This is a genomic window from Nonomuraea sp. NPDC049649, assembly GCF_040675175.1.
In the GTDB taxonomy this organism is placed as follows: Bacteria; Actinomycetota; Actinomycetes; order Streptosporangiales; family Streptosporangiaceae; genus Nonomuraea.
The window spans coordinates 140,188-163,596 of record NZ_JBFAOH010000003.1 but is presented as its reverse complement, the minus strand read 5'-3'; the positions used below and the strand labels follow the sequence as shown (position 1 = coordinate 163,596).

Annotated in this window: 24 protein-coding genes and 1 pseudogene; 14 read left to right on the top strand and 11 right to left on the bottom strand. The window is 71.1% G+C overall.

Annotated elements, in window-relative coordinates; translation table 11 throughout:
* The first annotated feature begins 15 nt into the window (after positions 1–15).
* From glgX to AB0J42_RS06015, 4 genes are read left to right on the top strand one after another with little or no spacing between them, the layout of a single operon-like run.
* On the top strand, positions 16–2,133 hold the full coding sequence (gene glgX / locus AB0J42_RS06030) for a glycogen debranching protein GlgX (protein WP_364289400.1): 2,118 nt from the start codon (positions 16–18) through the stop codon (positions 2,131–2,133).
* A gap of 30 nt (positions 2,134–2,163) precedes the next feature.
* Positions 2,164–2,886: a pyrimidine reductase family protein gene (locus tag AB0J42_RS06025; RefSeq protein WP_364289398.1), complete on the top strand. Its 723-nt coding sequence runs from the start codon at positions 2,164–2,166 to the stop codon at positions 2,884–2,886.
* Positions 2,883–4,040, top strand: a complete 1,158-nt coding sequence (locus AB0J42_RS06020) for an ATP-dependent DNA ligase (protein WP_364289396.1) — start codon at positions 2,883–2,885, stop codon at positions 4,038–4,040. Before AB0J42_RS06025 ends, AB0J42_RS06020 begins: the two co-directional genes overlap by 4 nt.
* Before the next feature lie 26 nt (positions 4,041–4,066).
* Entirely contained in the window at positions 4,067–4,390 is a 324-nt protein-coding gene (locus tag AB0J42_RS06015; RefSeq protein WP_364289394.1) for a hypothetical protein, read from the top strand.
* Position 4,391: 1 nt separating this feature from the next.
* On the opposite strand, the gene AB0J42_RS06010 is transcribed toward AB0J42_RS06015, so the two are convergent.
* On the bottom strand, positions 4,392–4,805 hold the full coding sequence (locus AB0J42_RS06010; RefSeq protein WP_364289392.1) for a VOC family protein: 414 nt from the start codon (positions 4,803–4,805) through the stop codon (positions 4,392–4,394).
* 172 nt (positions 4,806–4,977) lie between these two features.
* Complete coding sequence (gene pgeF, locus AB0J42_RS06005) at positions 4,978–5,682, bottom strand: peptidoglycan editing factor PgeF (RefSeq protein ID WP_364289390.1); 705 nt, start codon at positions 5,680–5,682, stop codon at positions 4,978–4,980.
* A gap of 82 nt (positions 5,683–5,764) precedes the next feature.
* On the opposite strand from pgeF, the gene AB0J42_RS06000 reads away from it, so the two are divergent.
* Positions 5,765–6,622: a tetratricopeptide repeat protein gene (locus AB0J42_RS06000; protein WP_364289388.1), complete on the top strand. Its 858-nt coding sequence runs from the start codon at positions 5,765–5,767 to the stop codon at positions 6,620–6,622.
* Positions 6,623–7,344: 722 nt separating this feature from the next.
* Here AB0J42_RS06000 and AB0J42_RS05995 read toward each other — a convergent pair.
* From AB0J42_RS05995 to tnpA, 3 genes and pseudogenes are all read right to left on the bottom strand, one after another.
* A complete protein-coding gene (locus AB0J42_RS05995; RefSeq protein WP_364289386.1) occupies positions 7,345–7,737 on the bottom strand; it encodes an RNHCP domain-containing protein in 393 nt (130 codons plus the stop codon).
* A gap of 11 nt (positions 7,738–7,748) precedes the next feature.
* The gene (locus tag AB0J42_RS05990; RefSeq protein WP_364289384.1) at positions 7,749–8,111 is read right to left on the bottom strand and encodes an RNHCP domain-containing protein; all 363 of its coding nucleotides are present in this window, start codon (positions 8,109–8,111) and stop codon (positions 7,749–7,751) included.
* Between the two features lie 341 nt (positions 8,112–8,452).
* Positions 8,453–8,868 (bottom strand): annotated as a pseudogene (tnpA, locus tag AB0J42_RS05985) (IS200/IS605 family transposase).
* A 36-nt stretch (positions 8,869–8,904) separates the two neighbouring features.
* On the opposite strand from tnpA, the gene AB0J42_RS05980 reads away from it, so the two are divergent.
* Positions 8,905–10,047 carry a transposase gene (locus tag AB0J42_RS05980; protein ID WP_364289382.1) on the top strand — a complete coding sequence of 381 codons (1,143 nt, stop codon included), beginning with the start codon at positions 8,905–8,907 and terminating at the stop codon, positions 10,045–10,047.
* 53 nt (positions 10,048–10,100) lie between these two features.
* Here the strand turns inward: AB0J42_RS05980 and ligD are convergent, their stop codons facing one another.
* Positions 10,101–11,114, bottom strand: coding sequence for a non-homologous end-joining DNA ligase (gene ligD, locus AB0J42_RS05975; protein WP_364289380.1), 1,014 nt, complete (start codon positions 11,112–11,114; stop codon positions 10,101–10,103).
* Between the two features lie 348 nt (positions 11,115–11,462).
* Between ligD and msrB the strand changes: the two genes are divergently transcribed.
* The gene (gene msrB, locus AB0J42_RS05970; protein ID WP_364289378.1) at positions 11,463–11,864 is read left to right on the top strand and encodes a peptide-methionine (R)-S-oxide reductase MsrB; all 402 of its coding nucleotides are present in this window, start codon (positions 11,463–11,465) and stop codon (positions 11,862–11,864) included.
* A gap of 108 nt (positions 11,865–11,972) precedes the next feature.
* On the opposite strand, the gene AB0J42_RS05965 is transcribed toward msrB, so the two are convergent.
* Both AB0J42_RS05965 and AB0J42_RS05960 read right to left on the bottom strand, forming a co-directional pair.
* On the bottom strand, positions 11,973–12,836 hold the full coding sequence (locus tag AB0J42_RS05965) for an alpha/beta hydrolase (protein WP_364289376.1): 864 nt from the start codon (positions 12,834–12,836) through the stop codon (positions 11,973–11,975).
* Positions 12,778–14,067 carry a cation:proton antiporter gene (locus AB0J42_RS05960; RefSeq protein ID WP_364289374.1) on the bottom strand — a complete coding sequence of 430 codons (1,290 nt, stop codon included), beginning with the start codon at positions 14,065–14,067 and terminating at the stop codon, positions 12,778–12,780. The genes AB0J42_RS05965 and AB0J42_RS05960 overlap by 59 nt, the downstream gene beginning before the upstream one ends.
* A 158-nt stretch (positions 14,068–14,225) precedes the next feature.
* Between AB0J42_RS05960 and AB0J42_RS05955 the strand changes: the two genes are divergently transcribed.
* Genes AB0J42_RS05955 through AB0J42_RS05930 form a run of 6 tightly spaced genes read left to right on the top strand, consistent with a single transcriptional unit; the run spans position 14,226 to position 18,207 of the window.
* Positions 14,226–14,966 carry a hypothetical protein gene (locus AB0J42_RS05955; RefSeq protein ID WP_364289372.1) on the top strand — a complete coding sequence of 247 codons (741 nt, stop codon included), beginning with the start codon at positions 14,226–14,228 and terminating at the stop codon, positions 14,964–14,966.
* Positions 14,967–14,995: 29 nt separating this feature from the next.
* Positions 14,996–15,988, top strand: coding sequence for a class I SAM-dependent methyltransferase (locus tag AB0J42_RS05950; protein WP_364289370.1), 993 nt, complete (start codon positions 14,996–14,998; stop codon positions 15,986–15,988).
* Between the two features lies 1 nt (position 15,989).
* A complete protein-coding gene (locus tag AB0J42_RS05945) occupies positions 15,990–16,196 on the top strand; it encodes an MbtH family protein (protein ID WP_364289368.1) in 207 nt (68 codons plus the stop codon).
* Positions 16,193–17,209, top strand: a complete 1,017-nt coding sequence (gene gntD, locus AB0J42_RS05940; protein ID WP_364289366.1) for a guanitoxin biosynthesis L-enduracididine beta-hydroxylase GntD — start codon at positions 16,193–16,195, stop codon at positions 17,207–17,209. The genes AB0J42_RS05945 and gntD overlap by 4 nt, the downstream gene beginning before the upstream one ends.
* 11 nt (positions 17,210–17,220) lie before the next feature.
* The gene (locus AB0J42_RS05935; protein WP_364289364.1) at positions 17,221–18,027 is read left to right on the top strand and encodes an SDR family oxidoreductase; all 807 of its coding nucleotides are present in this window, start codon (positions 17,221–17,223) and stop codon (positions 18,025–18,027) included.
* Positions 18,028–18,063: 36 nt separating this feature from the next.
* Positions 18,064–18,207: a hypothetical protein gene (locus AB0J42_RS05930; protein ID WP_364289362.1), complete on the top strand. Its 144-nt coding sequence runs from the start codon at positions 18,064–18,066 to the stop codon at positions 18,205–18,207.
* Between the two features lies 1 nt (position 18,208).
* Here AB0J42_RS05930 and AB0J42_RS05925 read toward each other — a convergent pair whose 3' ends face one another.
* Positions 18,209–21,154, bottom strand: coding sequence for a BTAD domain-containing putative transcriptional regulator (locus tag AB0J42_RS05925; protein ID WP_364289360.1), 2,946 nt, complete (start codon positions 21,152–21,154; stop codon positions 18,209–18,211).
* A 320-nt stretch (positions 21,155–21,474) separates the two neighbouring features.
* Here AB0J42_RS05925 and AB0J42_RS05920 point away from each other — a divergent pair, with 320 nt between their 5' ends.
* Positions 21,475–22,131, top strand: coding sequence for a hypothetical protein (locus AB0J42_RS05920; protein ID WP_364289358.1), 657 nt, complete (start codon positions 21,475–21,477; stop codon positions 22,129–22,131).
* Here AB0J42_RS05920 and AB0J42_RS05915 read toward each other — a convergent pair.
* Both AB0J42_RS05915 and AB0J42_RS05910 read right to left on the bottom strand, forming a co-directional pair.
* Positions 22,112–23,203, bottom strand: a complete 1,092-nt coding sequence (locus AB0J42_RS05915; RefSeq protein WP_364289356.1) for a hypothetical protein — start codon at positions 23,201–23,203, stop codon at positions 22,112–22,114. The genes AB0J42_RS05920 and AB0J42_RS05915 overlap by 20 nt on opposite strands.
* A 1-nt stretch (position 23,204) precedes the next feature.
* On the bottom strand, positions 23,205–23,348 hold the full coding sequence (locus AB0J42_RS05910; RefSeq protein WP_364289354.1) for a hypothetical protein: 144 nt from the start codon (positions 23,346–23,348) through the stop codon (positions 23,205–23,207).
* Positions 23,349–23,409 lie beyond the last annotated feature (61 nt).

Genomic DNA, 23,409 nt, shown 5'->3' with positions numbered 1-23,409 from the left:
CGACAATGAGGTCACATGCGCGATGTCTGGCCGGGCGAACCCTATCCACTCGGCGCTACCTGGGATGGCGTGGGCACCGGTTTCGCGGTGTTCTCCGAGGTGGCCGAGCGGGTCGAGCTGTGCCTTTTCCACGATGACGGCTCCGAGGAACGCGTCGAGCTGCCCGAGGTGGATGGGTTCGTCTGGCATGGTTACCTGCCGGGTGTGATGCCGGGCCAGCGTTACGGCTACCGCGTCCACGGCCCCTACATCCCGTCACACGGCCACCGCTGCAACCCCGCCAAGCTGCTGCTCGACCCGTACGCGAAGGCGGTCGACGGCGAGCTGCGGTGGAACGAGGCGGTCTTCTCCTACCACTTCACCGACCCGGCGAAGGTCAACCGGGTCGACAGCGCGCCCTTCATGCCGAAGAACGTGGTGATCAATCCGTTCTTCGAGTGGGGTGACGACCGGTCGCCGCGTGTCCCGTACCACCAGACCGTGATCTACGAGACGCACGTGCGGGGGCTCACGATGCGTCACCCCGGCGTGCCCGAGGAGCTGCGCGGCACGTACGCGGGGGTGGGGCATCCGGCGATCGTCGACCACCTGCTGTCGCTGGGGGTGACGGCGGTCGAGCTGATGCCGGTGCACCACTTCATCCCCGAGCATTTCCTGGTGGCGCGCGGGCTGACGAACTACTGGGGCTACAACACGATGGCCTACCTCGCGCCGCACGGCGCCTACTCCAGCGCCGGGACCCGCGGCGAGCAGGTGCAGGAGTTCAAGGCCATGGTGCGGACACTGCACGAGGCGGGCATCGAGGTGATCCTCGACGTGGTCTACAACCACACGGCCGAGGGCGACCACATGGGGCCGACACTGGGGTTCCGGGGCATCGACAACGCCGCCTACTACCGGCTGCACGACGGCGACCGCCGCTACTACCTGGACTACACGGGGTGCGGCAACTCGCTGAACGTCCGCTCCCCGCACGCGCTGCAGCTGATCATGGACTCGCTGCGCTACTGGGTGCTGGAGATGCACGTCGACGGGTTCCGGTTCGACCTGGCCTCGGCGCTGGCGCGGGAGCTGCACGACGTCGACCGGCTGAGCGCGTTCTTCGACCTGATCCAGCAGGATCCGGTGATCTCGCAGGTGAAGCTGATCGCCGAGCCGTGGGACGTGGGGCCCGGCGGCTACCAGGTGGGCAACTTCCCGCCGCTGTGGACGGAGTGGAACGGCAAGTACCGCGACACGGTGCGCGACTTCTGGCGGGGCACCCACTCGGCGCTGCCGGAGTTCGCCTCGCGGCTGACCGGCTCGGCCGACCTGTACGAGACGTCGGGGCGGCGGCCGGTGGCCTCGATCAACTTCGTGACCTGCCACGACGGGTTCACGCTCACCGACCTGGTCTCGTACGACCGCAAGCACAACGAGGCGAACGGCGAGGACAACCGCGACGGCACCGACGACAACCGGTCGTGGAACTGCGGCGCCGAGGGGCCGGTGGAGGACCCGGCGATCGTCCGGCTGCGCCATCGGCAGCGGCGCAACTTCCTGGCCACGCTCTTCCTGTCACAGGGCGTGCCGATGCTGTCCCACGGCGACGAGCTGGGCCGCACGCAGCGGGGCAACAACAACGCCTACTGCCAGGACAACGAGGTCGCCTGGATCGACTGGTCGGGGCTGCGCACGGAGGCGCCGCTGCTGGAGTTCGTGCGGAAGCTGGCGAAGCTGCGCAGGGAGCATCCGGTGTTCCAGCGGCGGCGGTTCTTCCACGGCCGCCATCCCGACAACGGGGAGCGCGATCTGGTGTGGCTGACGCCGGGCGGCGCCGAGATGACGCCGGCCGACTGGCACGTCGGCTACGCGAAGTCGCTGATGGTCTATCTGAACGGTGACGCGATCACCGAGCCGGGGCCGCGCGGCGAGCGGATCGTGGACGACTCGTTCCTGCTGCTGATCAACGCCCACCATGAGGACATGGCGTTCACGCTGCCCGGCGCGGCGTTCGGCGACCACTGGCTGCCGGAGCTCGACACCGCCGACGAGGGCGGCGAGGGGCTGTTCGGCGACGAGCGGTGGCGGGCGGGCGACGTGGTGGCGGTGACGTCCCGCTCGATGCAGGTGCTGCGCGGGCCGCGCGGCTGAGTTGTCGGAGGCGTATGCCAAGGTGGAGGTGTGCGTCGCATCCATCCCGACATCGAGGACAATCCAGACATCGTACGGGCCTACGCCTACCCTGAGGGCAGGCCGTGGCTCCGGCTCAACATGGTGGCCAGCGCCGACGGCGCCGCGTGGGACCAGGGGCTGTCCGGCGGGCTGTCCGGCAAGGCCGACAAGCGGGTGTTCGGGGTGCTGCGCGGGCTGGCCGACGTGGTCCTCGTGGGCGCCGCGACCGTCCGGGCCGAGCAGTACGGTCCGGTCCGGCCGCGTGAGTCCTGGCGGGAGCTGCGGGCGGGGCGGCCGGAGGCGGCGCCGCTGGCGATCGTCAGCCGGGGCCTCGACCTCGACTTCAACGGGCCGCTGTTCCGCGAGGCGGTGACCCCGACGCTGGTGATCACGTGCGAGAGCGCCCCCGACGATCGGCGGAAGGCGGCGGCCGAGGCCGGCGAGGTGATCGTGGCCGGCGACGACGCGGTCGACCTGCCCCGGGCGCTGGCCGCGCTGCACGAGCGCGGGCTGACGCGGGTGCTGTGCGAGGGCGGGCCGCGGCTCAACGCCCAGCTCGCCGCCGCCGGGCTGGTCGACGAGCTCTGCCTGACGGTGAGCCCGCTGCTGCTGGGGGGCGACGCGGCGCGGATCGTCGACGGCGAGCCGTCCCGGACCCGGCTGGCGCTCGGCCACGTGCTGGAGGAGGCGGGGGTCCTCTTCTGCCGTTATGTGAGGGAGCCGACACCATGAGCGAGCCGACCAAACCGGCGCGGAAGGCCAAGGAGCCCGAGCCGATCCCGGACCTCGACCTGCCCGTCCGGCCGCCGGTGGGGCCGATGCTGGCCAAGCCGGTCAAGGCGATGCCCAAGCAGGACGGCACCCTGTTCTACGAGCCGAAGTGGGACGGGTTCCGCTGCATCGTGTTCCGCGACCGCGACGAGGTCTACCTCGGCAGCCGCAACGAGCGGCCGTTCACCCGCTACTTCCCGGAGCTGGTCGAGGCCGTCAAGGCGGAGCTGCCCGAGCGGTGCGTGGTCGACGGGGAGATCGTGCTGCCGCGCGGCTCGCAGCTCGACTTCGAGGCGTTGCAGCAGCGCATCCACCCCGCCGCCTCCCGGGTCAAGCTGCTCTCGGAGCAGACTCCCGCGTCGTTCATCGCCTTCGACCTGCTGGCCCTCGGCGACCGGGCGCTGGTCGAGACGCCGTTCGCGGAGCGGCGGGCCCTGCTGGAGGAGCTGTTCCCCGAGAAGGGCCGGTCGGTCCGGCTCACCCCGGTGACCACCAGCGACGAGCAGGCCGGCGAGTGGTTCGAGACGTTCGAGGGCGCCGGGCTCGACGGCATCATCGTCAAGCCGGGCGACCAGCCCTACATCCCCGACAAACGGGTCATGTTCAAGGTCAAGCACGAACGCACGGCCGACGTGGTGATCGCCGGCTACCGCGAGCACAAGTCGGGGCCGATCGTCGGCTCCCTCCTGCTCGGCCTCTACGGCGACGACGGGCGGCTGCACCACGTGGGCGTGGCGGCCTCGTTCCCGATGAAGCGCCGGGCCGAGCTGGTGGAGGAGCTCAAACCGTACATCGCCGAGCTGGGCGAGCACCCGTGGGGCCACTGGGCCGAGCAGGCGCAGGCCAACCTCGGGCAGCCGGCCGCCACCCCCTCCGCCGGAGGTCACCGGGTGCCGGGCGCGATCTCGCGGTGGAACGCCAAGAAGGACCTGTCGTTCATCCCGCTCCGGCCCGAGCTGGTGATCGAGGTGGCCTACGACCAGATGGAGGGCGACCGGTTCCGGCACACCGCGCAGTGGCGGCGGTGGCGGCCCGACCGCACCCCCGAGTCCTGCACGTACGAGCAGCTCGAACGGCCCGTGTCCTACCGCCTCGACGACATCCTTGCGCGCTGAGCCGATACATCTGGTTATATCGGCATATGAGCACAGGTGATGAGCTGCAGGCTGCCCTGTCCGCCCGTCGCGACCTCGGCCCCGAGTACGAGGACGAGGTCGTCGCGTCGTTCCTCGACAAGGTGGGTCAGGAGGTCGACCGCCGGGTCGACGAGCGCCTCAAGGCCGCGCCCGCCCGGGCGCAGCACGGCCCGACCCACGCGCAGCGGCTCGCCCTCGCCATCGTCTCCCTCTCCCTGGGCACGGCCGCGACGATCCCGCTCGCCCTCCTGGACAACGGACCGTCGTTCCTGGTGATCTGGCTGGGCGTGATCATCGTCAACATCGTCTTCAACCGCTCGCGCGGCTGACCTACTCGGCGTAGGGCTGGTCGTCGCCCTGGGCGCTGTAGCCGAGGCTCCAGATGTAGCCGTCCGGGTCGGCGAACGTGCCGCCGTAGCCGCCCCACGGCAGCGGGCCGGCGGGCTTGAGCACGGTGGCGCCGGCCTTCTCGGCCTCCGCCATGACCTCGTCCACCCGAGCCTCGCTGCGGACCACGTAAGTGAGGACCAGGCCGCTGAAGCCGCTGCCCTCGGGGCTGGTGCCTACCTGGGCGGCGAGACCTTCCCGGCCGTAGAGGCCGACGGGCGAGGCGCCGTCCGACTCGAAGAACACCGAGACGCCGTAGTCGTTCTTGATCTTCCAGCCGAGTCCGTCGACGTAGAACCGCTTGGCGGCGTCCAGGTCGCGGACGGCGAGAAGAATGGAGCTCACGTGCGCTTTCATGGGCCGTCTCCAGAGTGCTCGGGGATACATGCACACGACAGCCACGCTAGGACTCGTGCCTTCCCCGGCGCTTCTCCGTTCCTGACCAGATAGGCGAACGCTTCCCCGTTCTGACCGGTCGGGCGACTCCGTACCTGCCCCGTCAGGCGAGCACTTCTCCGTACTTGACCCGTCAGGCGAGCCAGATCAGGCCGGCGAAGCGGCCGGGGTCGCCGCAGCGGTGGGAGTAGAGCTCGTCAGCCTCGATCGTGCAGCGGTCGTCGTGCCGCACCTCGGGGACGCCCGCCGCGCGGAGCTGAGCCTCGATGCCCGCCCGCAGGTCGAGCGCCGGGGTGCCCCAGGACGTGGTGGAACGGGTGGACGGCACCTTGGCGGCCACCCGGTCACGCAGCTCGGCAGGCACCTCGTAGCAGCGCCCGCACGCCCCCGGGCCGACGAACGCCACCATCCGGGACGGGTCGGCGCCCTTGGCCGCCATCGCCTCCACCAGCACGCCCGCGATACCCGCTTCCGTGCCCGGCCGGCCGGAATGGGCGGCGCCCGCCATCCGCGCCACCGGGTCGGCCACCAGCACCGCCGGGCAGTCGGCGCCCAGCGAGGCCAGCGCCAGCCGCGGCTCCGTGGTGAACACCCCGTCGACCGGCGGCGCGTCGGCCCCGAACGGCTCGCTCACGTACGCGACCTCGGCGCCGTGGACCTGCCGCATGAACACGATCGCCCGCACGCCCAGCTCGGCGGCGACGGCGTCGCGGTTGGCCCGCACGGCGGCGGGGTCATCACCGGTCAGGCCGCCGAGGTTGCGCGACCCGTACGGCGGGGCGCTGACACCGCCGTGGCGGTCGGTGACGGCGACGTGCACTCCGGGAGCCAGCTCCATGCCCCCGATCCTACGGCCGTCCCGCCGGGACGATGTCGCCAACGGCATCCCATGATCCACACCGGAACGCTAGATTTCACCCATGAGCGAGGAGATCAACGATGAGGCGGCCCGGTCGCGGGCCTCGGTGCTGCGTAGCCGCGCCGAGTCGTACATCGCGCTGAGCCGGCACGACGCGGCGATCGCCGACCTGACCGAGTCGATCGCACTCGTCCCCGACAACGCGCGCGCCTGGCGGCTGCGCGGCGAGAGTCACCGGCTCATCGAGCGGTACGAGACCGCGATCTCCGACTTCGACGAGTCGCTGCGGCTGGAGCCCGACAGCGCGTACGCGCTGGGGTCGCGCGGCCAGGCGTACGCGGCGCTGGGCCGGCACGACGAGGCCATGGCCGACTTCGAGCACGCGCTGACCCTGTCCCCGGAGTCGCTGTGGATCCTGGAGGCCCGGGCGGACGCGCTCGCCGACCTCGACCGGCTCGACGAGGCGCTGGCCGAGCACGCCAAGATCATCGAGCTGGACGGCAGCCTGGCGCACTCCTGGCTGTCCCGGGGCGACCTCTACCAGCGGATGGGCCTCTACCCGGAGGCCATCGCCGACTACACCAGCGCCCTGGAGGTCGACCCCGACCACGTCCGCGCCCTCAGCCGCCGCGGCGAGGCACTGCGCATGATCGACCAGTACGAGGACGCCCTCGCGGACCTGAACCGGGCCATCGAACTGGCCCCCGACCACGACCGGGCCCTCGGCAGCCGCGGCGCCGTACTGAGCGAACTCGGCGAGAACGAGGCCGCCCTCAAGGACCTCGACCGCGCGATCGAACTGGACTCCGAGTACGTCTGGGCCTACCGGGTCCGCGGCGAGATCCTTCAGGAAGAAGACCGCCACGAGGAAGCCATCGCTGACTTCACCCGCGCCCTCCACCTGGAGTTCGGGGACTAACCCGGCTCCCCCGCCACAAGTGAACACCCAACAGTTGGCTACACGACTCCCCTAGCCCCCATCGAGCGGCCGGATCTGTGTGTATGGGGGTTCTGGTTGGTGGGTGGTTTCGGCCCGGGGGTGGTTCTGGGTCCCGAGGGGTGGCTGGGGTCCCAGGGGTGCCGAGGTCTTGGGGTATCCGGAGTCCCGGGGGGTGGTGGGGCTCTGGGGGTGGCTGGGGTCCGGGGGCGCTGGAGTCCGGGATGGCTGGGTGCGGGGTGACAAGGACAGGAGGGCGCCCACGCTGCGGGCAGGCACCTGACAGCGGCACTCCTCGCCGCGGAACTGGTTCCCGCCGGATCCTGCCCGACCCGCGCGGAGCAGCCGGGCTTGCACGCGCGGCTCCCCTCCAACCGCGCACTCCGCATCCGCCGAGCGGCCGAGCCTTAACGCCCGACTCCCCAATCGCACACCCAGCGCCCACCCAGCGACCGAGCCCGCACATGCGGCTACTCCTCCCCGGATCTACCGAGCGGCCGGGGCCCACGCGACTCCTCCTCAACCCTCCGAACTGCCGAGCAGCCGGAATCTCTCTGTGGAGGGTTCCGGTCTCGCGTCCCGTCGGCCCCCGGGGAACAGCCAGGCCTGTATGCCCACCCCAACTCCCTCAGAACCCGCGGGAATCTGGATTGAGTCGGTGGGGTGAAGTTTGGGGCCCCGGAGAGACGCCGGGGCCCCAAGGGTTACAGGGACAGCAAGGCGCCGACGCGGAGGCGATCACCCGAGAGGGGTCGCATCGCTATGCGGAGCAGGGCGAGGGCGTTGTCGTCGCCCGCTATGCGGTTGGCGCTGAGGTCGCCGCACGACTGGCAGTGGTGAATGATCAGCCACTCGCCGTCGTCCCGTGCCGTGACGCTGACCGGCGCCATCCGGCCGTGGCAGTCGGCCCGGCGGTCGCCGGGGACGCGGTGGTCGACGTGGCGGCTGGTCAGGCAGTGCGGGCAGTGGTTGCGGTGGGCGGTGCCGGGTGCGGCGGCGGGGACGTCGAGGCGGCAGCCGACGCAGCGGAAGGCGTCACCGTGCCTGGCGTCCTTGCGGCGCTGCGGGCGGCGCACGCGCGGGTTTCTGCGTGACATGCGGTCCCCCGTCACAGGTCGCCGAAGGTTTCCAGCGGGAACGGCGGCTGGGCGAGCGGCCGGACCGCCATCCGCATGAGGATGAGCTGGTTGTCGTCGCCGCTGATCGGGTTGGACGTCAGCTCTCCGCAGCGGGTGCAGCGATGAATGATCATCCAGTCGCCGCTGCGCAGCACCGCGATGGAGATCGGCGCCATCCGCGAACCGCACTCGGACGGCCCGCCCTCGGCACGGTCGAGGACGTGCAGCGAGTGCAAGCAGCTCGGGCAGTGGTTGCGGCGGCCGCCTCCGGGGGCGGCTGAGGTCACGGTCAGCCCGCAGCGGACGCAGGTGAACGTGTCGGTGAGGACTGGTCGAGTCTTGTGGGTGGACACCCGGGGAACTCCTTGCCGGAAAAAACTGGGAAAGGGCAGCAAGGAAGCGCCGTGCGGGCCTCGCGAACGGTCAGAGGTGACGTGTCACGGACGAAGTGACGGAACGTCGAGGCGCGCAAGGCGCGGTCCGGGTCATAAACTCCCCCGCTTTCCAGGGCGTACCGCCCGTGGTGACTCGTTCGTGGACATCGGGGAGCGTAACCAGCCCCGGCCAGGGCCCGCCACCGAATTTCAGCGTGATCTGGCGTGGAACCCCGGACGTTCACCCCCGGGAGGAAACGACAGCACGGGAGGACCCCCAGGTCCGAGCGGTCCACTGACGGTCGGTCTCTGTGGGTAGCTCAGCCTGGCCGCTTCTGGTTCTCGATGTACTCCTTCATGATCGACAGGGGGCTCCGCCGCAGGACGCGGCAAAATACGAGGGGGACCAGAAATGGCCGCCCTGCAGATACCGGCGGATGTGGGCCGGGAACTCCTTGCGCAGCAGCCGCGCCGAGACGCCCTTGAGAGAGTTGACCAGAGTCGGCAGCGCCACCTTGGGCGGATAGTGCACAAGCAGGTGGACATGGTCGTGCTCGCCGTCGAATTCCACCAGCGTGGCGCCGAAGCTGTCACACACCTCGATCATGATGTGTCCCCAGCGGCGCAGGATCTCGCCGGTGAACACCCCGCGCCGGTACCTAGGCGTGAAGACCACATGGGCGTGCAGGATGGAGACCACGCTGTCCCCGCCGGATATCGGGAGTTGGGTTCCCACCGCGGGGACAGGAGCCAATGGGTAGTGTGTGCGCTTGTGAAACTGGTGGTGCAGGTGAAGCTCCTGCCGACGCCGCAGCAGGCGGCGGCGATGGAAGCCACCCTGCATGTCGCCAACCGGGCGGCGAACCTGGTCGCGAAGATCGCCTTTGAGCGGCGGTGTTTCCGTAACTTCGATCTGCGCAGGCACACCTACGACCGGATCAAGGCCGAGTACGCTCTGGCCGCCCAGGCAGCCCAGCATGTGATCAAGAAGGTGTGCGACGCCTACCGCACCCTGCACGCCGGCCTGGCCGCCGGGAACTTGGGCAAGCCCGGATCGCCGCGCCGCGTCAGAGCTGAAGCCCGGCCGATCTCCTTCCGGTCGCTGGCGGCCCAGCCGTATGACGACCGGTGCCTGTCCTGGCAGCATGATGCGCGGACGGTGTCGATCTGGACGAGTGCCGGGCGGTTGAAAGGGGTGGCCTTCACCGGCTCGGCGCAGCAACTGGCGCTGCTGGCCGCCCATCGACGCGGTGAGTCGGATCTGATCTGCCGGGACGGGATGTGGTTCCTGTATGCGACGGTCGAGGTGGCCGATGCCCCGATCGCGGTGCCGGACGGCTTCGTCGGGGTGGATCTGGGTATCGCCAACATCGCCACCACCAGCACCGGGACCCGGCACAGCGGCAAAGCGCTGAACGCGGTCCGCCGCCGCAACCGCGAACTCCGCCGCCGCCTGCAGGCCAAGCAGACCAGATCGGCCAATCGGCTGCTGAAGCGCCGTCGCCGTAAGGAGGCGCGGTTCGCCGCGAACGTCAACCACATCATCGCCAAGAGCATCGTGACCGAGGCAGAACGCACCGGGCGCGGGATCGCTCTGGAGGATCTCCAGGGCATCCGCGAACGGGTACGGCTTCGCAAGCCCCAGCGGGTCACGCTGCATTCCTGGAGTTTCCACCAGCTCGGAGCTTTCGTCGGCTACAAGGCGGCCCGGTCGGGAGTCGCCGTGATCGCCGTTGACCCGTCCTACACCTCACAGCAGTGCTCGCACTGCGGCCATGTGGACAAGAACAACCGGACCAGCCAGGAAACCTTCGCTTGTACGTCGTGCGGTTTCGCTGAGCACGCCGACGTCAACGCAGCCCGGAACATCGCCTTACGCGGTGCGACGGGCTGGGCAGTGAGTCACGCTGCCTGACGCGGACCGGACCGTCGAAGCCATCGACGGCGAGGAGCTGCAAGCTCGGTCGCTCACGGCCGAGAAGTTGACTCGTCGCGGGCCTTGCTGGGCTGCACCCGCTTCGGCTCGCCGGGCATCTTCGGGTAGTTCGGCGGGTAGGGCAGGTCGCCGCGCTCGTCGTCGGCGAACCAGTCGAGGAGGGTCTCGATGGAGTACGCCTGGTCGTCGATGGCGGCGTGCACGTCTCCCAGCTCGGCGAAGCGCGCGGGGACGGTGCGGATGTCGAAGTCGCGCGGGTCGGCGTCGGCCAGTTCCTCCCAGGTGAGCGGCGTGGAGACCGGCGCGTGCGGGCGTGCCCGGACCGAGTAGGCGCTGACGACCGTGCGGTCGCGGGCGTTCTGGTTGAAGTCGATGAACACCCGCTCGCCCCGCTCCTCCTTCCACCAGGCGGTGGTGACGAGGCGGGGGTCGCGGTCCTGGACTGCGCGGGCCAGCGCGATGCCGGCGTGGCGCACCTGGACGAAGTCCCAGCGGGGCTCGATGCGCACGGCGATGTGGACGCCGCTCTTGCCCGAGGTCTTGACGAACCCGGTCATGCCGAGCTCCTCCAGCACCTCCTTGGTGAGGAACGCCGCCGCGCGAACCTCATCGAAGCCGACGCCGGGCTGCGGGTCGAGGTCGACGCGGAGCTCGTCGGGGTGCTCCACGTCGGAGGCGCGGACCGGCCAGGGGTGGAAGTCGATCGTGCCCAGGTTGGCGCAGTAGGCGATGGCGGCGACCTCGGTGACCCGGAGCGAGTCGGCTGTCCGGCCGCTGGGGAAGGTGACGGTCACGGTCTTCACCCAGTCGGGGCGTTTGGCGGGCATCCGCTTCTGGTAGATGGCCTCGCTCTGCACCCCGTCGGGGTGGCGCTTGAGGTTGGTGGGCCGGTCCTTCAGCGATCGGAGCGCGCCTTCGCCCACGCTGATGTAGTAGTCCACCAGGTCGCGCTTGGTGGCGCCGATCTCCGGGAAGTAGATCTTGTCGGGATTGGTGACCTTGACGGTCCGCTCTCCCACCTCGAGCTCGATGTACGGCGATGCCATGGGGGTGAACCTACCCGCCGCCTCCGACAAACCACGCCCGTGCCGAGAAAGGGGGCCCGTCCCGGAGCCTCGCCGGTGGCGGGACCGGGGGCTCGACGGAACGGGCCCGCGAACGACGAGACCACCCTGTGAGGCCGTTCCGGGCGCTGGCGCGCCGCCCGGCCGGCCAGGCGATCGCCGGCGGCGCCAGCACGGGCGCGGGCTGTGCCGCTCAGACGATCCGGCGAGTGGTCTCGCCCCTTGGCAGGAGGCGATGACACCCCCTTGCTGACAAAGACGCGAATTCGCCCCAGAAAGGATGCCCGCCCTGTGGAGATCTCTTTTTGCCGCATTGCGTACGCTGGAGGCATGGACAAGGTGGTCAAGAGCGAGGCCGAGTGGCGCGTGGAGCTCTCTCCGGAGGAGTTCTACGTGCTGCGCGAGGCGGGCACCGAGCGCCCGTTCACCGGCGAGTACGTCGACACCAAGACGGAGGGCGTCTACAGCTGCCGCGCGTGCGGCGCCGAGCTGTTCAGGTCGGACACCAAGTTCGAGTCCCACTGCGGCTGGCCGAGCTTCTACGCGCCGTCCGACTCCGACGCGGTGACGCTGGTGGAGGACCGCAGCCACGGCATGGTCCGCACCGAGGTCCGCTGCGCGCGCTGCGACTCCCACCTGGGGCACGTCTTCCACGGCGAGGGCTACCCGACGCCCACCGACGACCGCTACTGCATCAACTCGATCTCGCTGAGGCTCGAGCCCGCCGAGTGACAAGGCGCTGACGGCGCGTGTCGGTCTTGGGCGGCGGGTAGAACGTTCCCGTGCGCCGGATCCACCTCCGTCACCGGTGGGTGACGATCGAGACGATCGGCCGCGTCGTCACCCAGCGGTGCGAGGTGTGCGCGAAGACCCGGGTACGGGTGCGGTGAGTGCGTCTGTCCAGGTGGTCGCGTTGGAGAAGAAGTCCACGATCAGGCTGTTGACCTCGTCCGGCTGCTCCAGATAGCCGTAGTGCCCGCACTTTGCGATCTGCGCGTATCTCGCGCCGGGGATGGCGGTGGCGACCTCCTGCCCGAGGTGCGGCGGCGTGATGAGGTCGTCCTCGAAGCCCACGACCAGGCAGTGGCCGCGGATGGCGCGGTAGTCCGCCAGCCGGTCCTCCGTCATCTCCAGCCTGCTCTGGGCGCGCAGCACCGCCTTGGCCGTGGGGAAGAGTTCGAAGAGGTCCAGCCAGTGCCGGGCCTGGACCTCGTCGTTGAGCGTGTGCGGCGACAGGCTGAGCACGGCGCGCAGCGCCGCGCCATAGGCAGCGGGCAGCTCCACCGGGCCGAAGTTGAACTCGGCCTCGGCCGCCGTGAGCCTGGCGCGGAAGTGGTCGGGCCGTCCGAGCGTGGCCATCAGCACGGCCTGCTCGACGAGTTCCGGCCTCTTCAGCAGCAGCTCCTGGACGACGTACGCGCCCATCGACACGCCGACGAGGCGGCAGCGTCCCCCGCACAGGGTCTCGGCCAGCCCGGCGAGGTCGCCGACCAGATCGCCGATCCCGGGCGGCGGCCCGGAGCCGGGCGTCAGGCCTCGGTTGTCGAAGGTGATGACGCGGTAGCCGGCGGCCAGCAGCGCGGGCACCTGGTGCAGGTGCCAGACGTGCCCGGGGCTGCCGGTGCCCATCACCATGATCACGGGGTCACCGGTGCCCTGGTCGGTGTAGGTCACGCTGGTCCCGTTCACTCTCGCCACGGCCATGCCGCTCTCCGTTCTGTTCCGGTCGGGGTGCTCGTCTGAGTGCCGCCCTCAGCAGCGGCGGCGCCATTAGGGAGGTCGCCACCGCGATCAGGACGACGATCGAGTACGCGGCGGGGGTCAGGATGCCCACCTGGAGTCCGACGGTGGCGACGACGATCTCGACGAGGCCCCGCGAGTTCAGTCCCGCGCCGATGGCGAAGGACTCCCAGCGGGGCAGCCCGCTGGTGCGGGCGCCGATGTAGCCACCGGCCAGCTTGCCCGCCACGGCCAGGGTCAGCAGCCCCGCCGCGCTCAGCGCGACCACCGGCTCGGCCAGCGCCGCGAGGTCCAGGTGCAGCCCGGCGAAGGCCAGGAAGACCGGGGCGAGGACGGCGATGACGGCGGTGCGCAGCCCTGCCAGGTGCCGCGCGCCCTCGCCCGAGGCGGCCCCGGCGACCAGCCCGGCGACGAACGCGCCGACGACCGGCTCCAGCCCGGCCAGGTGCGCGGCGAGGGCGCCGGTGAGGATCACGACGGCGGAGGTGGTCATCGCGGGCGCCTGGTCGGCCGCGCTCAGCACGCGCCGGGCGAACGGCCGCAGCGCCAGGGCCGCCAGGACCATGACCGCCAGCCACAGCAGCGGCATCCCCAGCGTGCCCGGCCCTCCGCCGCTGGTGGCCAGGGCTCCGACGACCGTCAGCAGGATCCAGGCGACGGCGTCCTGACAGGCGCCGGAGGCCAGGGTGATCTGGCCGACGCGGTGGCCGAGCAGTCTCAGGTCGGCGAGCGTACGGGAGATGACCGGGATGGCGGTGACCGACAGCGCCACGCCGAGGAAGGCCGCGAACGTGCCCCGGTCGGCGCCCGGCCCCATCAGGGCGGCCGGCGCCAGGAAGCCCGCCGCCGCGCCCAGCCCGAGCGGCAGGATAAGCCCCCAGGCACTGACCCGGGCCAGGGTGCCCGCCTGCTCGCGCAGCCTGCCCAGGTCGAGCTCGGCGGCGCTGAGGCCGACGAGGAGCAGGAGCCCGAGCTGGGCGACAGCGTCGATGAGCGCCCCCGAACCGGGCCGCGGCAGCCACTCGGCCCATTCCGGCGCCAGCTTGCCCAGCACGGAGGGCCCGAGCAGGATCCCCGCCGCCAGTTCCCCCACGATCGCCGGCTGGCCGAACCGGGACGCCAGCCGGCCCAGCAGGACGGCCGAGGCCAGGATCACGACGAGCTGCAGGAGGAACAGCGGAACCCCAGTGAGCATGCGCCTCAGCGTAGGAAGCCCTTGTCCGGCCCCGGCCAGGGCAGCGAGCGAATGGCGATTTCTCGCCATAACGAGGGCGGGCGCTTCTCCGGGCCCGGACGGCGGCCCTACCGTCCGAGGCAGCGAGATCCCCTCAGGAGAAGCGAAGGATCCCCGCAGTGCATGCCCGAATTGTGCAGGAACTGAACCAGCATGTAGGCCAGGCCGAGCTGTCCGCCGAGGTGGCGGTCGCCCGGCGCGAGTTCGCCGAGCGAGGATTCGCGAAGGTGTCGTTCCTGGCACCCGCGAGTGTCAAACAGGCCGTGGCCGACGACGTGCTCTCCCTCATCGAGGAATCCGGGGTCCGGCGCGACCTCAGGTTCAAGGAAACCGGCGGCACACCCCGCCGGATGCGTAACGTGACGCGATCGGAGATCGCCGCGGGCAGCGCCCTCATCCCCGCCGTGTACCAGTCGGAGGCCCTGATCGGCCTGCTCGCGGAGATCGTCGGCGAGCCGGTGCTGGCCTGTCCGTACGAGCCGGAGCAGTTCGTGATCACCCGTCTGGAGCACACGGGTGACACCCACGGCTGGCACTGGGACGACTACAGCTTCGCGCTGGTCTGGCTGGTGGAGTGCCCGCCGCCGGAGCACGGCGGGTTCGTCCAGTGCGTCGCCGGCACCGTCTGGGACAAGAGCGACCCCGCCATCCACCGCACGCTGCTCGACAACCCCATCTGGTCGTTCGAGGTGGGCCCCGGCGACCTCTACGTGATGCGCACCAACACCACGCTGCACCGGGTCTATCCGATCACCGCGGGCGTGCGGACGATCATCAACATGGGGTACGCGTCCAAGCCCGACCTGGAGACGGTCGTCTCCCACGAGACCATGGACGCGCTCTGGGCGGAGCGGGCTTGAGCACCATGCCGACCGAAATGGAGAACCCGATGCACACGGCTTTCACCCGCGGCCCGGTCGCCGACGTCTTCTCGTCCTACCTCGCCGCGGTGTCCCTGTCGGCCATCAGCGAACTCGGCATCCTCGACGCGCTCAGGCAGCAGGGCAGCTACTCGATCGAGACGGCGGAGGCGGCCGGGCTCGACCCGCGGCTGGTGCGCCGGCTGCTGGTGACGCTCTCCTGGGCGGAGATCGTCGAGGTCGCCGACGACAAGGCGGTCACCGGGCCGCGCTTCGACGACGCCTACCGCGCGCGCGGCTACTTCTACTGGATGGTCCGCGGCTGCGGCGAGCTGTTCTCCGTCCTGCCCGGGGTGAGCAGGACCGAGGACCGCGTCGGCGACTACTACACCCGGGACATGAGGGCGGTGGCGGTCGGCTCCAAGCTGATCGGCGAGACCGAGGTCGAGCCGCACTTCACCGAGCTGCTCGGCGAGCTGGACTACTCGGTCATCGCCGACCTCGGCTGCGGGTCCGGCCAGCGGCTGATCAACGCGGTCTCCCGCCGGCCGGGCGTGCGCGGTGTGGGCGTCGACATCGCGCCCTCGGCGGTGGAACTGGCGGAGAGCTCGGTGGCGGAGGCCGGTCTGTCCGGCCGCATCGGCGTGGTCACCGGCGACGTGCGCGACCTGGAGCCGCTGCCCGGGTTCGCCGACGTCGACCTCGTCACCTGTGTGTTCCTCGGTCACGACTTCTGGCCCAAGACCACCTGCGTGGCGGGCCTGCGCAAGCTCCGCACCGCCTTCCCCAACGCCAGGCGGCTGCTGCTGTGCGACGTGGTACGCAGCGAGGAGCCACCGGGGGCGGACACGACGATCTTCACCCTGGGCTTCGAGCTGGTGCACGCCGCGATGGGGGTCTACCTCCCCACCCGCGCGGAGTGGCATGAGGCGTTCCGCGAGTCCGGCTGGGTGCTGAACGGCGAGCGGGACTTCGCCGCCCCGCCCCGCGGCATCCTGTTCGACCTGAGCCCGGAGAGCTGACATGAGCAACCCCTTCGACGACGAGAACGGATCCTTCCTGGTCCTGGTGAACTCCGAGGAGCAGCACTCGCTCTGGCCGGCGCCCTTCCCCGTCCCCAGCGGCTGGAGCGTCGCCTTCGGCCCGGCCTCCCGCGCCGAGAGCCTGGACTACGTCGAGACCAACTGGACCGACATCCGGCCCGCCAGTGTGAGGAGCGCGCCGGCATGAGCACCGACACGGTCGAGTACGTCCTCGACGGCAAGGAGGTGGAAGTGATCGCGGCCGTCGGCGAGCGGGTCAGGGCACTGGGTGAGGATCCCGGCGACCCCGGCTTCTACGAGCGCTGCTGGCACATCCGCGAGGAGTTGCCGGTCGGGCTCCGCCGCTTCCTGGAGGACTTCCGCCGCACCGAGCCGGCCGGTCTGTGCCTGGTGCACGGCTTCCCGGTCGACGACGGAGCCGTCGGGCCGACGCCCGGCCACTGGTCGGTCCCCCACCGGTCGGGCGCCGTGAGCGACGCGGAAGTCTATCTCGCCCTCTGCGGGATGGTGCTGGGCGAGCCGTTCGCCTGGTCCACCCTGCAGGAGGGGCGGATGATCCAGAACATCGTGCCGATCCGCGGCGACGAGATGCAGCAGAGCGGTCACGGCAGCCAGTCGACGCTGGAGTTCCACACCGAGGACGGCTTCCATCCGCTGCGCTGCGACTATCTCCTGCTGTTCGGGCTGCGCAACCACGACCGCGTGCCCACGGTCGTGGCCTCGGTGCGCGACCTGGAGCTGCCGGAGGAGCAGGCCCGGCTGCTGTCGCGCCCGCGCTTCCACATCATGCCCGACGACGAGCACCTGCGGCAGCTGGAGGCGAGCCGGCCCGGCCATCCCGCGCTGTCCCTGATGCGCGAGATGCGTGACAGGCCCGAGGCCGTCCCCGTGCTCATCGGCGAGCCGGGCAACCCCTACCTGCGGCTCGACCGCCCGTTCATGACCTGCGCGGACGGGGATCCGGAGGCCGAGCGCGCGCTCGACGCGCTCGTGGCCGAGCTGGAGGCCAAGCAGCAGGACGTGGTCGTCGGCGCGGGCAGCCTGCTGATCGTCGACAACTACCTCGCCGTCCACGGGCGCAGGCCGTTCCGCCCCCGCTACGACGGCACCGACCGGTGGCTGAAGAAGCTGACGGTCAGCAGGAACCTGCGCAGGTCCATCGGCAACCGGGCGACGACCAGCCCTCGGGTGATCTTCTAAGAGGCGATGTCATGCGTACCGTGGTCATCTCCGGCGCGTCCAGCGGGATCGGATTCGCCACCGCCGAGCAGTTCGCGCGCTCCGGCGACACCGTCTACAACCTCGACGTGCAGCCGCCGATCGCCACCCCGAGCCCGGGGGTCTCCTGGATCGAGGCGGACGTGACCGACTGGCCGGCGATAGAGGCGGCCGTGGCGGCGGTCTGGACGGACCGCGGCCGGCTGGACGTGGTGATCGCCAACGCGGGCGTCAGCGTCAGGCACGGCGTGCTCAACCTCGACGAGGCGACCGCCCGCCGCGTCGTGGACGTCAACCTGCTGGGCGTGCTGGGCCTGTGGCGCTGCGCGGCCGGCTACATGACGAGGCAGGGGCACGGCGTGCTGCTGGCGACCGCGTCGGTCAACGCCTCACGCGCCTATCCGTACTACGCCGACTACAACGCCACCAAGGCGGGGATCCTCGCGCTGTGCCGCACCTTCGCGCTGGAGCTCAGCCCGGACATCAGGGTGGCCTGCGTCAGCCCGGGCGCGGTGCTGACGCCCATGCAGGAGGCGGAGTACACGCCGGAGATGCTGGAGGAGGTCAACCGCTCGATCCCGCTCGGCAGGCACGCCCAGCCGGCGGAGATCGGCGCGGCCTTCCACTACCTGGCCTCGCCGGCCGCCGCGTTCGTGACCGGGCAGGAGCTGGTCGTGGACGGCGGTGAGATCGCCGGCGCGACCACGTCCGCCTTCGGCACCGGCGGCACCACGGACGTGCCGGGGCCCAACGCATGGCCGCTCTCCTCGGCGGTGCGGGCCGACGACACCACGTTCTAGCGCGCGACAGATCCGACATCTCTGAAAGGACCTCGAATGATACGCCGCATCGCTCGCGTCACCATCACGACCGGGTTTCTCGCCGCCCTGATCGCCCTGCCCGCCGTTGCGGATCCGGACGTGGACCCGTGCCGGAACTTCCACTGGACCAGCACGCCGGGGATCCAGACGCTCGCCTGATTCAGTGCCCCCCATCCTCCGCGAGCAGGGCGGCCGCACGAGCCCAGAGCTCGTGGGCGCCCTGGTCGTTGTGGAGCATGGCCTCCGTCGCGGCCAGCGCCTCCAGCGCCCGCGCGTGCCAGATCCTGGCACCCAGCTCCTCGAAGATCTTCGAGGCGAGCGTCAGGTTGTTCCGGGCCGAGGTCGCGTTCTCGGTCCCGAAGTAGAGGTTGCCCAGCGCGAGCGAGGTGACCCCCACCACGAACTGCTCGCCGATCCGCTGGGCGATCCGCCGGGAGGTGAGCAGCGCCGCCTCCGCGCCGTCCGTGCGGCCCTGCTGGGCATAGGTCTCGCCCAGTACCCGCAGCACGTACGACTCGCCGACCACGTCACGTAGCTCACGCGCCGTCTCCAGGGCCTTCTCCAGGGTCTGGCGGGCGGCGTCGACGCGCTGGGTGCGCAGCAGCACCTCGCCGAACCGGTACAGCGCCTGGGCCAGGCCCCGCTGGTAGCCGATCTCCTCGAAGGTGCTCACCGCGGCCCTGAGCAGGGGTTCGGCCTCGCCGTAGTCGCCCCTTTCCAGGAGCACCTGCGCGGTGCTGGCCATGACGTGCGCCCAGGCGGCGTGGTCGCCGAGCTCGTGCAGCATCTTCCCCGCCTGCTCGTAGCGCGACAGGGCCAGGTCGTACCGGCCGGCGATGCGGTCGAGCAGGGCGAGGTTGCGCAGCGCCAGCGCGTGGCCGTGCTCCTCGCCCTGCTCCTCGAACATGCGCAGCGCCTCCCGCAGAAGGCCGTCGGCGTCGTCGTAACGCTGGCGGAACAGCTCCAGACTGCCCAGGCCGTAGATCATCGCCCCTTGGCCGCGGACGTCGCCGTCACTGCGGGCGACGGCGAGCGCGAGTTCGTGCGCCGAGCGCCAGTCGTCGTAGTAGCTCCGCAACTCGAAGAACGTCGCCGAGGTCATCGTGAGATCCCAGCAGAGCGCGCTGAAGCCGAGCGCGCCCGCCTGGCCGATCGCCGCCAGCAGGTGGGGGCGCTCGGCCTCGAACCATTCGACCGGGTCGGACATCATCCGGTCGATGACGACGGAGGGCAGCCTGCGGCGCTCCGCCGGTCCGTGCAGGACGGCGTAGTCACCGCCGAGCAGGCGGGCATGGGCGGCCTCGGCCAGCGCCAGCCAGCAGCCCAGGGCCCGGCGGAGCGCGGCGTTGCGTTCCTGCTCGCTCTCCTCGATCAGGGCGCGCTCGCGGGCGTACAGGCGCAGCAGGTCGTGGAAGCGGTAGCGGGCCTGGCCACCGGCCCGGGACTGGCCCGGCTCCAGCAACTGCGCGTCGACGAGCTGCTCGATCAGGTCCTGGGCGTGCTCGGGATCGATCTCCAGCAAGGCCGCGCCCAGCCACGGGCCGAACTCGGTCATGTCCAGCAGCGCGAGCCGCCTGAACATGATGGCCGCCTGCGGCGACAGGTCCCGGTAGCTGAGGATGAACTTGGTGCGCAGGTCTACCTCGCCCCGGCTGAGCTCGTCGAGCCGGCGGCTCTCGTCGGTGAGCCTGGCGACGAGGTCGGCGCTGGTCCACGACGGCCGCATGACCAGCCGGGCGGCGGCCACGCGCAGCGCCAGCACCAGGCCGCCGCAGAGCTCGCTGAGCTGCCTGGCCCCCTCCGGGTCGGCGTGCACCCGCTGCTCCCCCGCGATGCACGCCAGCACGCCCACGCCCTGGTCGGGCGGGAGCACGTCCAGCCGGAGCGGGGTCGCGCCCTCCAGGGTGATGAGCCCGGCGAGCTGGTCGCGGCTGGTCACGACGACGGCGCAGCCGCCGGCGCCGGGCAGCAGGGGTCTGACCTGGGCGGAGTCGCGCGCGTTGTCGAGCACGAGCAGCAGCCGGCGCCCCGCCAGCACGGTGCGGAAAAGCGCGGCCCGCTCCTCCAGCGTGGGCGGCGGGGGCTGGCGGGTCACGTTCAGCGCGCGCAGGAGGGTGTCGAGTATGTCGGAGGGCGAAGCCGGCGGGCCCGTCTCCGCGTAGCCGTTGAGGTCGACGAAGAGCTGGCCGTCGGGGAAGCGTGCGGCGACGCGGTGCGACCAGTGGACGGCCAGGCCGCTCTTGCCGACCCCGCCCATCCCGGTGATGACGGCGATGAACGGCTGGCCCGTCTGGGACTTGCGGTCGAGGAGCGCGTCGAGCCGCCCGAGCTCGGCGTCGCGCGCGACGAAGCCGGTCACGTCGGGTGGGAGCTGGGCGGGTACGGCCGGCGCGGCCTCCGGCGCGGCGGGTTCGAGTACGAGGCGGCTCCCCTGCCGCCGGCCCGTCTCCCCGCGCAGGATCGCCTCGTGCAGGCCTGCCAGCTCCGGGCCGGGTTCGAGCCCCAGCCGCTCGATGCTGAGCCGGTAGCCCTCCTGGTAGGTGGCCAGCGCCTCGGCGCGGCGCCCGGCCCTGCTCTGGGCCAGCATGAGCAGGCCGCGCAGGCGCTCGCGCAGCGGGTACGCGGCGACCAGCGCGACCAGCTCGCCGACGATCTGGAGGTCTCGCGCCAGCTCCAGCTCTACCTCGAAGAACTCCTCCATGATGGCCAGGCGCCACTCGCCGAGCCGCTCGGACTCCGCGCGCACCAGCTCCCCCTCGACCCCGGTCAGCGGGTCTCCCTGCCACACGGCCAGGGCCGCGGAGAGCTGTTCGGAGGCCTTCTCCAGGTAACCGGCCGCCCGCGCGGTGCGCGCCTGGCACAGCGCCTCCTCGACCTGTTTGACGTCGAACCTGTCGTCCGCGCCGAGCCGCAGCAGATAGCCGGAGGAGGCGGTGACGATGGGGTCGTGCGCGACGCCCGCGGCGACGAAGTCGCGGCGCAGCCCCGACACGCAGATGGCCACCTGGTTACGGGCGGTGGCGGGCGGGTTCTCGCCCCAGATCGCGACGCTGAGCCTGTCGGTGGAGACGACCCGGCCCACATTGAGCAGGAGGGTCGCCAACATGATGCGCCGTCGTGCTCCACGCATTGGGATTTGCAGGTTTCCCGTGCTTACTGTCAGCGGACCGAGGACGCGGAAATCCATGCACACATCCACTGCTTCGTCTCAGCTAGGGCCCATGGCGTCCCCGCTGACTCACTACGGGATAATCGTACGATATCTACACAAAGCCGGACATGAACAAGAGGTGACGAAATCCATCCACCTCTCCTGTGACGAAACGTCAACCGCAGCGGGACGATAACGCCCCGAAATCGCATGCACATACCTCCCGTCTAGCGTGCGGAGTAGTAGTACTCCGACTGGCAACCGGGTGGGTAGCGATGTCTCCGAACAGCAGCAGAACCGTCCCCTTCAGACCCGCCGAACACTCCGCCGCGCAGCTGGGGCTGCCCCTCCTGGAACTGGAACTGGCCGAGCAGACCCACGCCGAGCTGCTCGTGCTGTCCGCCGAACCCGAACGCATCCACCCCTCCCTGCCCCGCCTGTTCGCCCGGCTGGCCCGGCGGCGGGTCGCGGTCCGCATCCTGCACGGGCCGGGCCAGCCCGGCCGCACCTCCCCTCTCGCACAGGCGTGGCAGGCCGGCGCGACCGTCCGGGCGGTGACCGGCCTGCCTTATCAGGTGCTCGTACGGGACCGCGTGGTCGCCTATGTCGCCCACCCGGGCGCGGCGCACAGCGGGCGGCTGGAGAGGATCTCCCATCCTCTGGTCGCGGCCTCCGTGGCGGGGGTCTTCGACACCATCTGCCGCATCCTCGACGACCGTCGCAGCGGCGCGCTCGGCGAGGAGTGGCAGGACGAGGCGCAGGGCGAGGTGCTGCGGGCGCTCGACGACGGGCTCACCGACGACCGGGCCGCCGCCCGGCTGCACCTCAGCAAGCGCACGTTCGCCCGGCGCGTGGCGGGGGTGATGGAGCGCCTCAACGCCACCAGCCGCTTCCAGGCCGGGGCGGAGGCGGTCAGGCGCGGCTGGATCTGACCCAGCGCGCCAGCGGGACCAGCGTCTCCTCGTCGCTGAGCGCTCCGTGCTCATAGGACAGGCCGGGATCGGGGAGCGGGAAGCGCGGTGAGGTGGCGATCGCCACCACCGCGCCGAGCCGCTCCCGCACCGGGCCGACGGGCTCCATCAGGCCCAGCTCGCCGAGCGCGGTCGCGGGCAGCACCATGGCATGGCCGTCCATGGCCTCGGCCAGACGCTCCGCCACCTCCCGCTCCCTGCCCGGCAGCGGGTAGAGCCAGCGCACCCGGCCGGCCCCGCCGCCCGGCAGCTCGCACAGCCCGGGCGTGTCCACCTCCGCCCACCGCCGCGCCAGGCCGGGGTCGGAGGCGACGGGAACCAGGCCGTGGTCGGCGTAGGCGAGCACGCTCCACCCCCGCCGGGCCCAGGAGGTCGTGTGCCGTTCCAAGGCGGCGAGCGCCCGCACGGCCCGCTCGTCGTAGCCGTGCCGGTGTACGTGGTCGTCGAGGTTGACGTAGACCCAGAGCAGCAGCGGGCGGGTCCGCCGTGCGCCGATCGCCGCCCCGACGTCCGCCGCCACCCCCGCGACCAGCCGCTCCGGGTCACGGGTCAGCGGCTTCCGCGCGGGCCGCCGCGCCGCGCCGCGGGTGAGCGCGTCCACCCAGGGGCCGGACAGCAGGTCGAGCTCGCGGCCCACCACCACCGGCTCGGCGCCTTCCGCCCGCTCGAAGAGTGTGGGCAGGTGCCGGACGGGTTCGCGCGGCACCGCCTCTCCCGCCAGGACCTCCCCCGTGATCGCGTTGACGAGCGGCCCGCCGGCCCGTTCGCGGTAGGCGGCGCCCACGGCCAGATGCTCGCTCGCCGGCGCGCCGGTGATCGAGGTCAGCCACGCGGTGGCCGAGGTGCTGGGAAAGGTGGAGGCCAGGCAGGAGAGCTCGGCGGAGCGCCAGACGCGCCGGGCGACCCGCCAGGAGAGCCCATCCACCGCCAGGACGAGCACACCGCGGCCGCCCCCGTCCAGCTCCGACAGAACCAGTCCGGGGACGGCACACAGGTCGAGCCCGGGGCGAGCGAGCGTCCCGGACTCAGTCATGTCAGTAGTTCGGCACGCAGTCGGTGCACGTCGTGCGGAACTTCATGACCTGAACTTCCTGACGCGCGGCGAGCATTTTCTCGACGAATTCCGGTGTCGTCATGATGGGCGTTCTCACCGCGGTCTTGGTGTTTTCCTGCAGCACAGGCGCCTCCTGAATTTGCTAGGCATTTCTGCCTATTTCCTGTGATGTAACGATAAGAACC

What these genes read in the sequence shown, in the direction of transcription:
- glgX (WP_364289400.1), top strand. Translation starts at nt 16, where the DNA reads ATGCGCGATGTCTGGCCGGGCGAACCCTATCCACTCGGCGCTACCTGG.
- AB0J42_RS06020 (WP_364289396.1), top strand. Translation starts at nt 2,883, where the DNA reads ATGAGCGAGCCGACCAAACCGGCGCGGAAGGCCAAGGAGCCCGAGCCG.
- AB0J42_RS06015 (WP_364289394.1), top strand. Translation starts at nt 4,067, where the DNA reads ATGAGCACAGGTGATGAGCTGCAGGCTGCCCTGTCCGCCCGTCGCGAC.
- AB0J42_RS06010 (WP_364289392.1), bottom strand. Translation starts at nt 4,805, where the DNA reads ATGAAAGCGCACGTGAGCTCCATTCTTCTCGCCGTCCGCGACCTGGAC.
- pgeF (WP_364289390.1), bottom strand. Translation starts at nt 5,682, where the DNA reads ATGGAGCTGGCTCCCGGAGTGCACGTCGCCGTCACCGACCGCCACGGC.
- AB0J42_RS06000 (WP_364289388.1), top strand. Translation starts at nt 5,765, where the DNA reads ATGAGCGAGGAGATCAACGATGAGGCGGCCCGGTCGCGGGCCTCGGTG.
- AB0J42_RS05995 (WP_364289386.1), bottom strand. Translation starts at nt 7,737, where the DNA reads ATGTCACGCAGAAACCCGCGCGTGCGCCGCCCGCAGCGCCGCAAGGAC.
- ligD (WP_364289380.1), bottom strand. Translation starts at nt 11,114, where the DNA reads ATGGCATCGCCGTACATCGAGCTCGAGGTGGGAGAGCGGACCGTCAAG.
- msrB (WP_364289378.1), top strand. Translation starts at nt 11,463, where the DNA reads ATGGACAAGGTGGTCAAGAGCGAGGCCGAGTGGCGCGTGGAGCTCTCT.
- AB0J42_RS05965 (WP_364289376.1), bottom strand. Translation starts at nt 12,836, where the DNA reads ATGGCCGTGGCGAGAGTGAACGGGACCAGCGTGACCTACACCGACCAG.
- AB0J42_RS05960 (WP_364289374.1), bottom strand. Translation starts at nt 14,067, where the DNA reads ATGCTCACTGGGGTTCCGCTGTTCCTCCTGCAGCTCGTCGTGATCCTG.
- AB0J42_RS05950 (WP_364289370.1), top strand. Translation starts at nt 14,996, where the DNA reads ATGCACACGGCTTTCACCCGCGGCCCGGTCGCCGACGTCTTCTCGTCC.
- AB0J42_RS05945 (WP_364289368.1), top strand. Translation starts at nt 15,990, where the DNA reads ATGAGCAACCCCTTCGACGACGAGAACGGATCCTTCCTGGTCCTGGTG.
- gntD (WP_364289366.1), top strand. Translation starts at nt 16,193, where the DNA reads ATGAGCACCGACACGGTCGAGTACGTCCTCGACGGCAAGGAGGTGGAA.
- AB0J42_RS05935 (WP_364289364.1), top strand. Translation starts at nt 17,221, where the DNA reads ATGCGTACCGTGGTCATCTCCGGCGCGTCCAGCGGGATCGGATTCGCC.
- AB0J42_RS05930 (WP_364289362.1), top strand. Translation starts at nt 18,064, where the DNA reads ATGATACGCCGCATCGCTCGCGTCACCATCACGACCGGGTTTCTCGCC.
- AB0J42_RS05925 (WP_364289360.1), bottom strand. Translation starts at nt 21,154, where the DNA reads ATGTTGGCGACCCTCCTGCTCAATGTGGGCCGGGTCGTCTCCACCGAC.
- AB0J42_RS05920 (WP_364289358.1), top strand. Translation starts at nt 21,475, where the DNA reads ATGTCTCCGAACAGCAGCAGAACCGTCCCCTTCAGACCCGCCGAACAC.
- AB0J42_RS05915 (WP_364289356.1), bottom strand. Translation starts at nt 23,203, where the DNA reads ATGACTGAGTCCGGGACGCTCGCTCGCCCCGGGCTCGACCTGTGTGCC.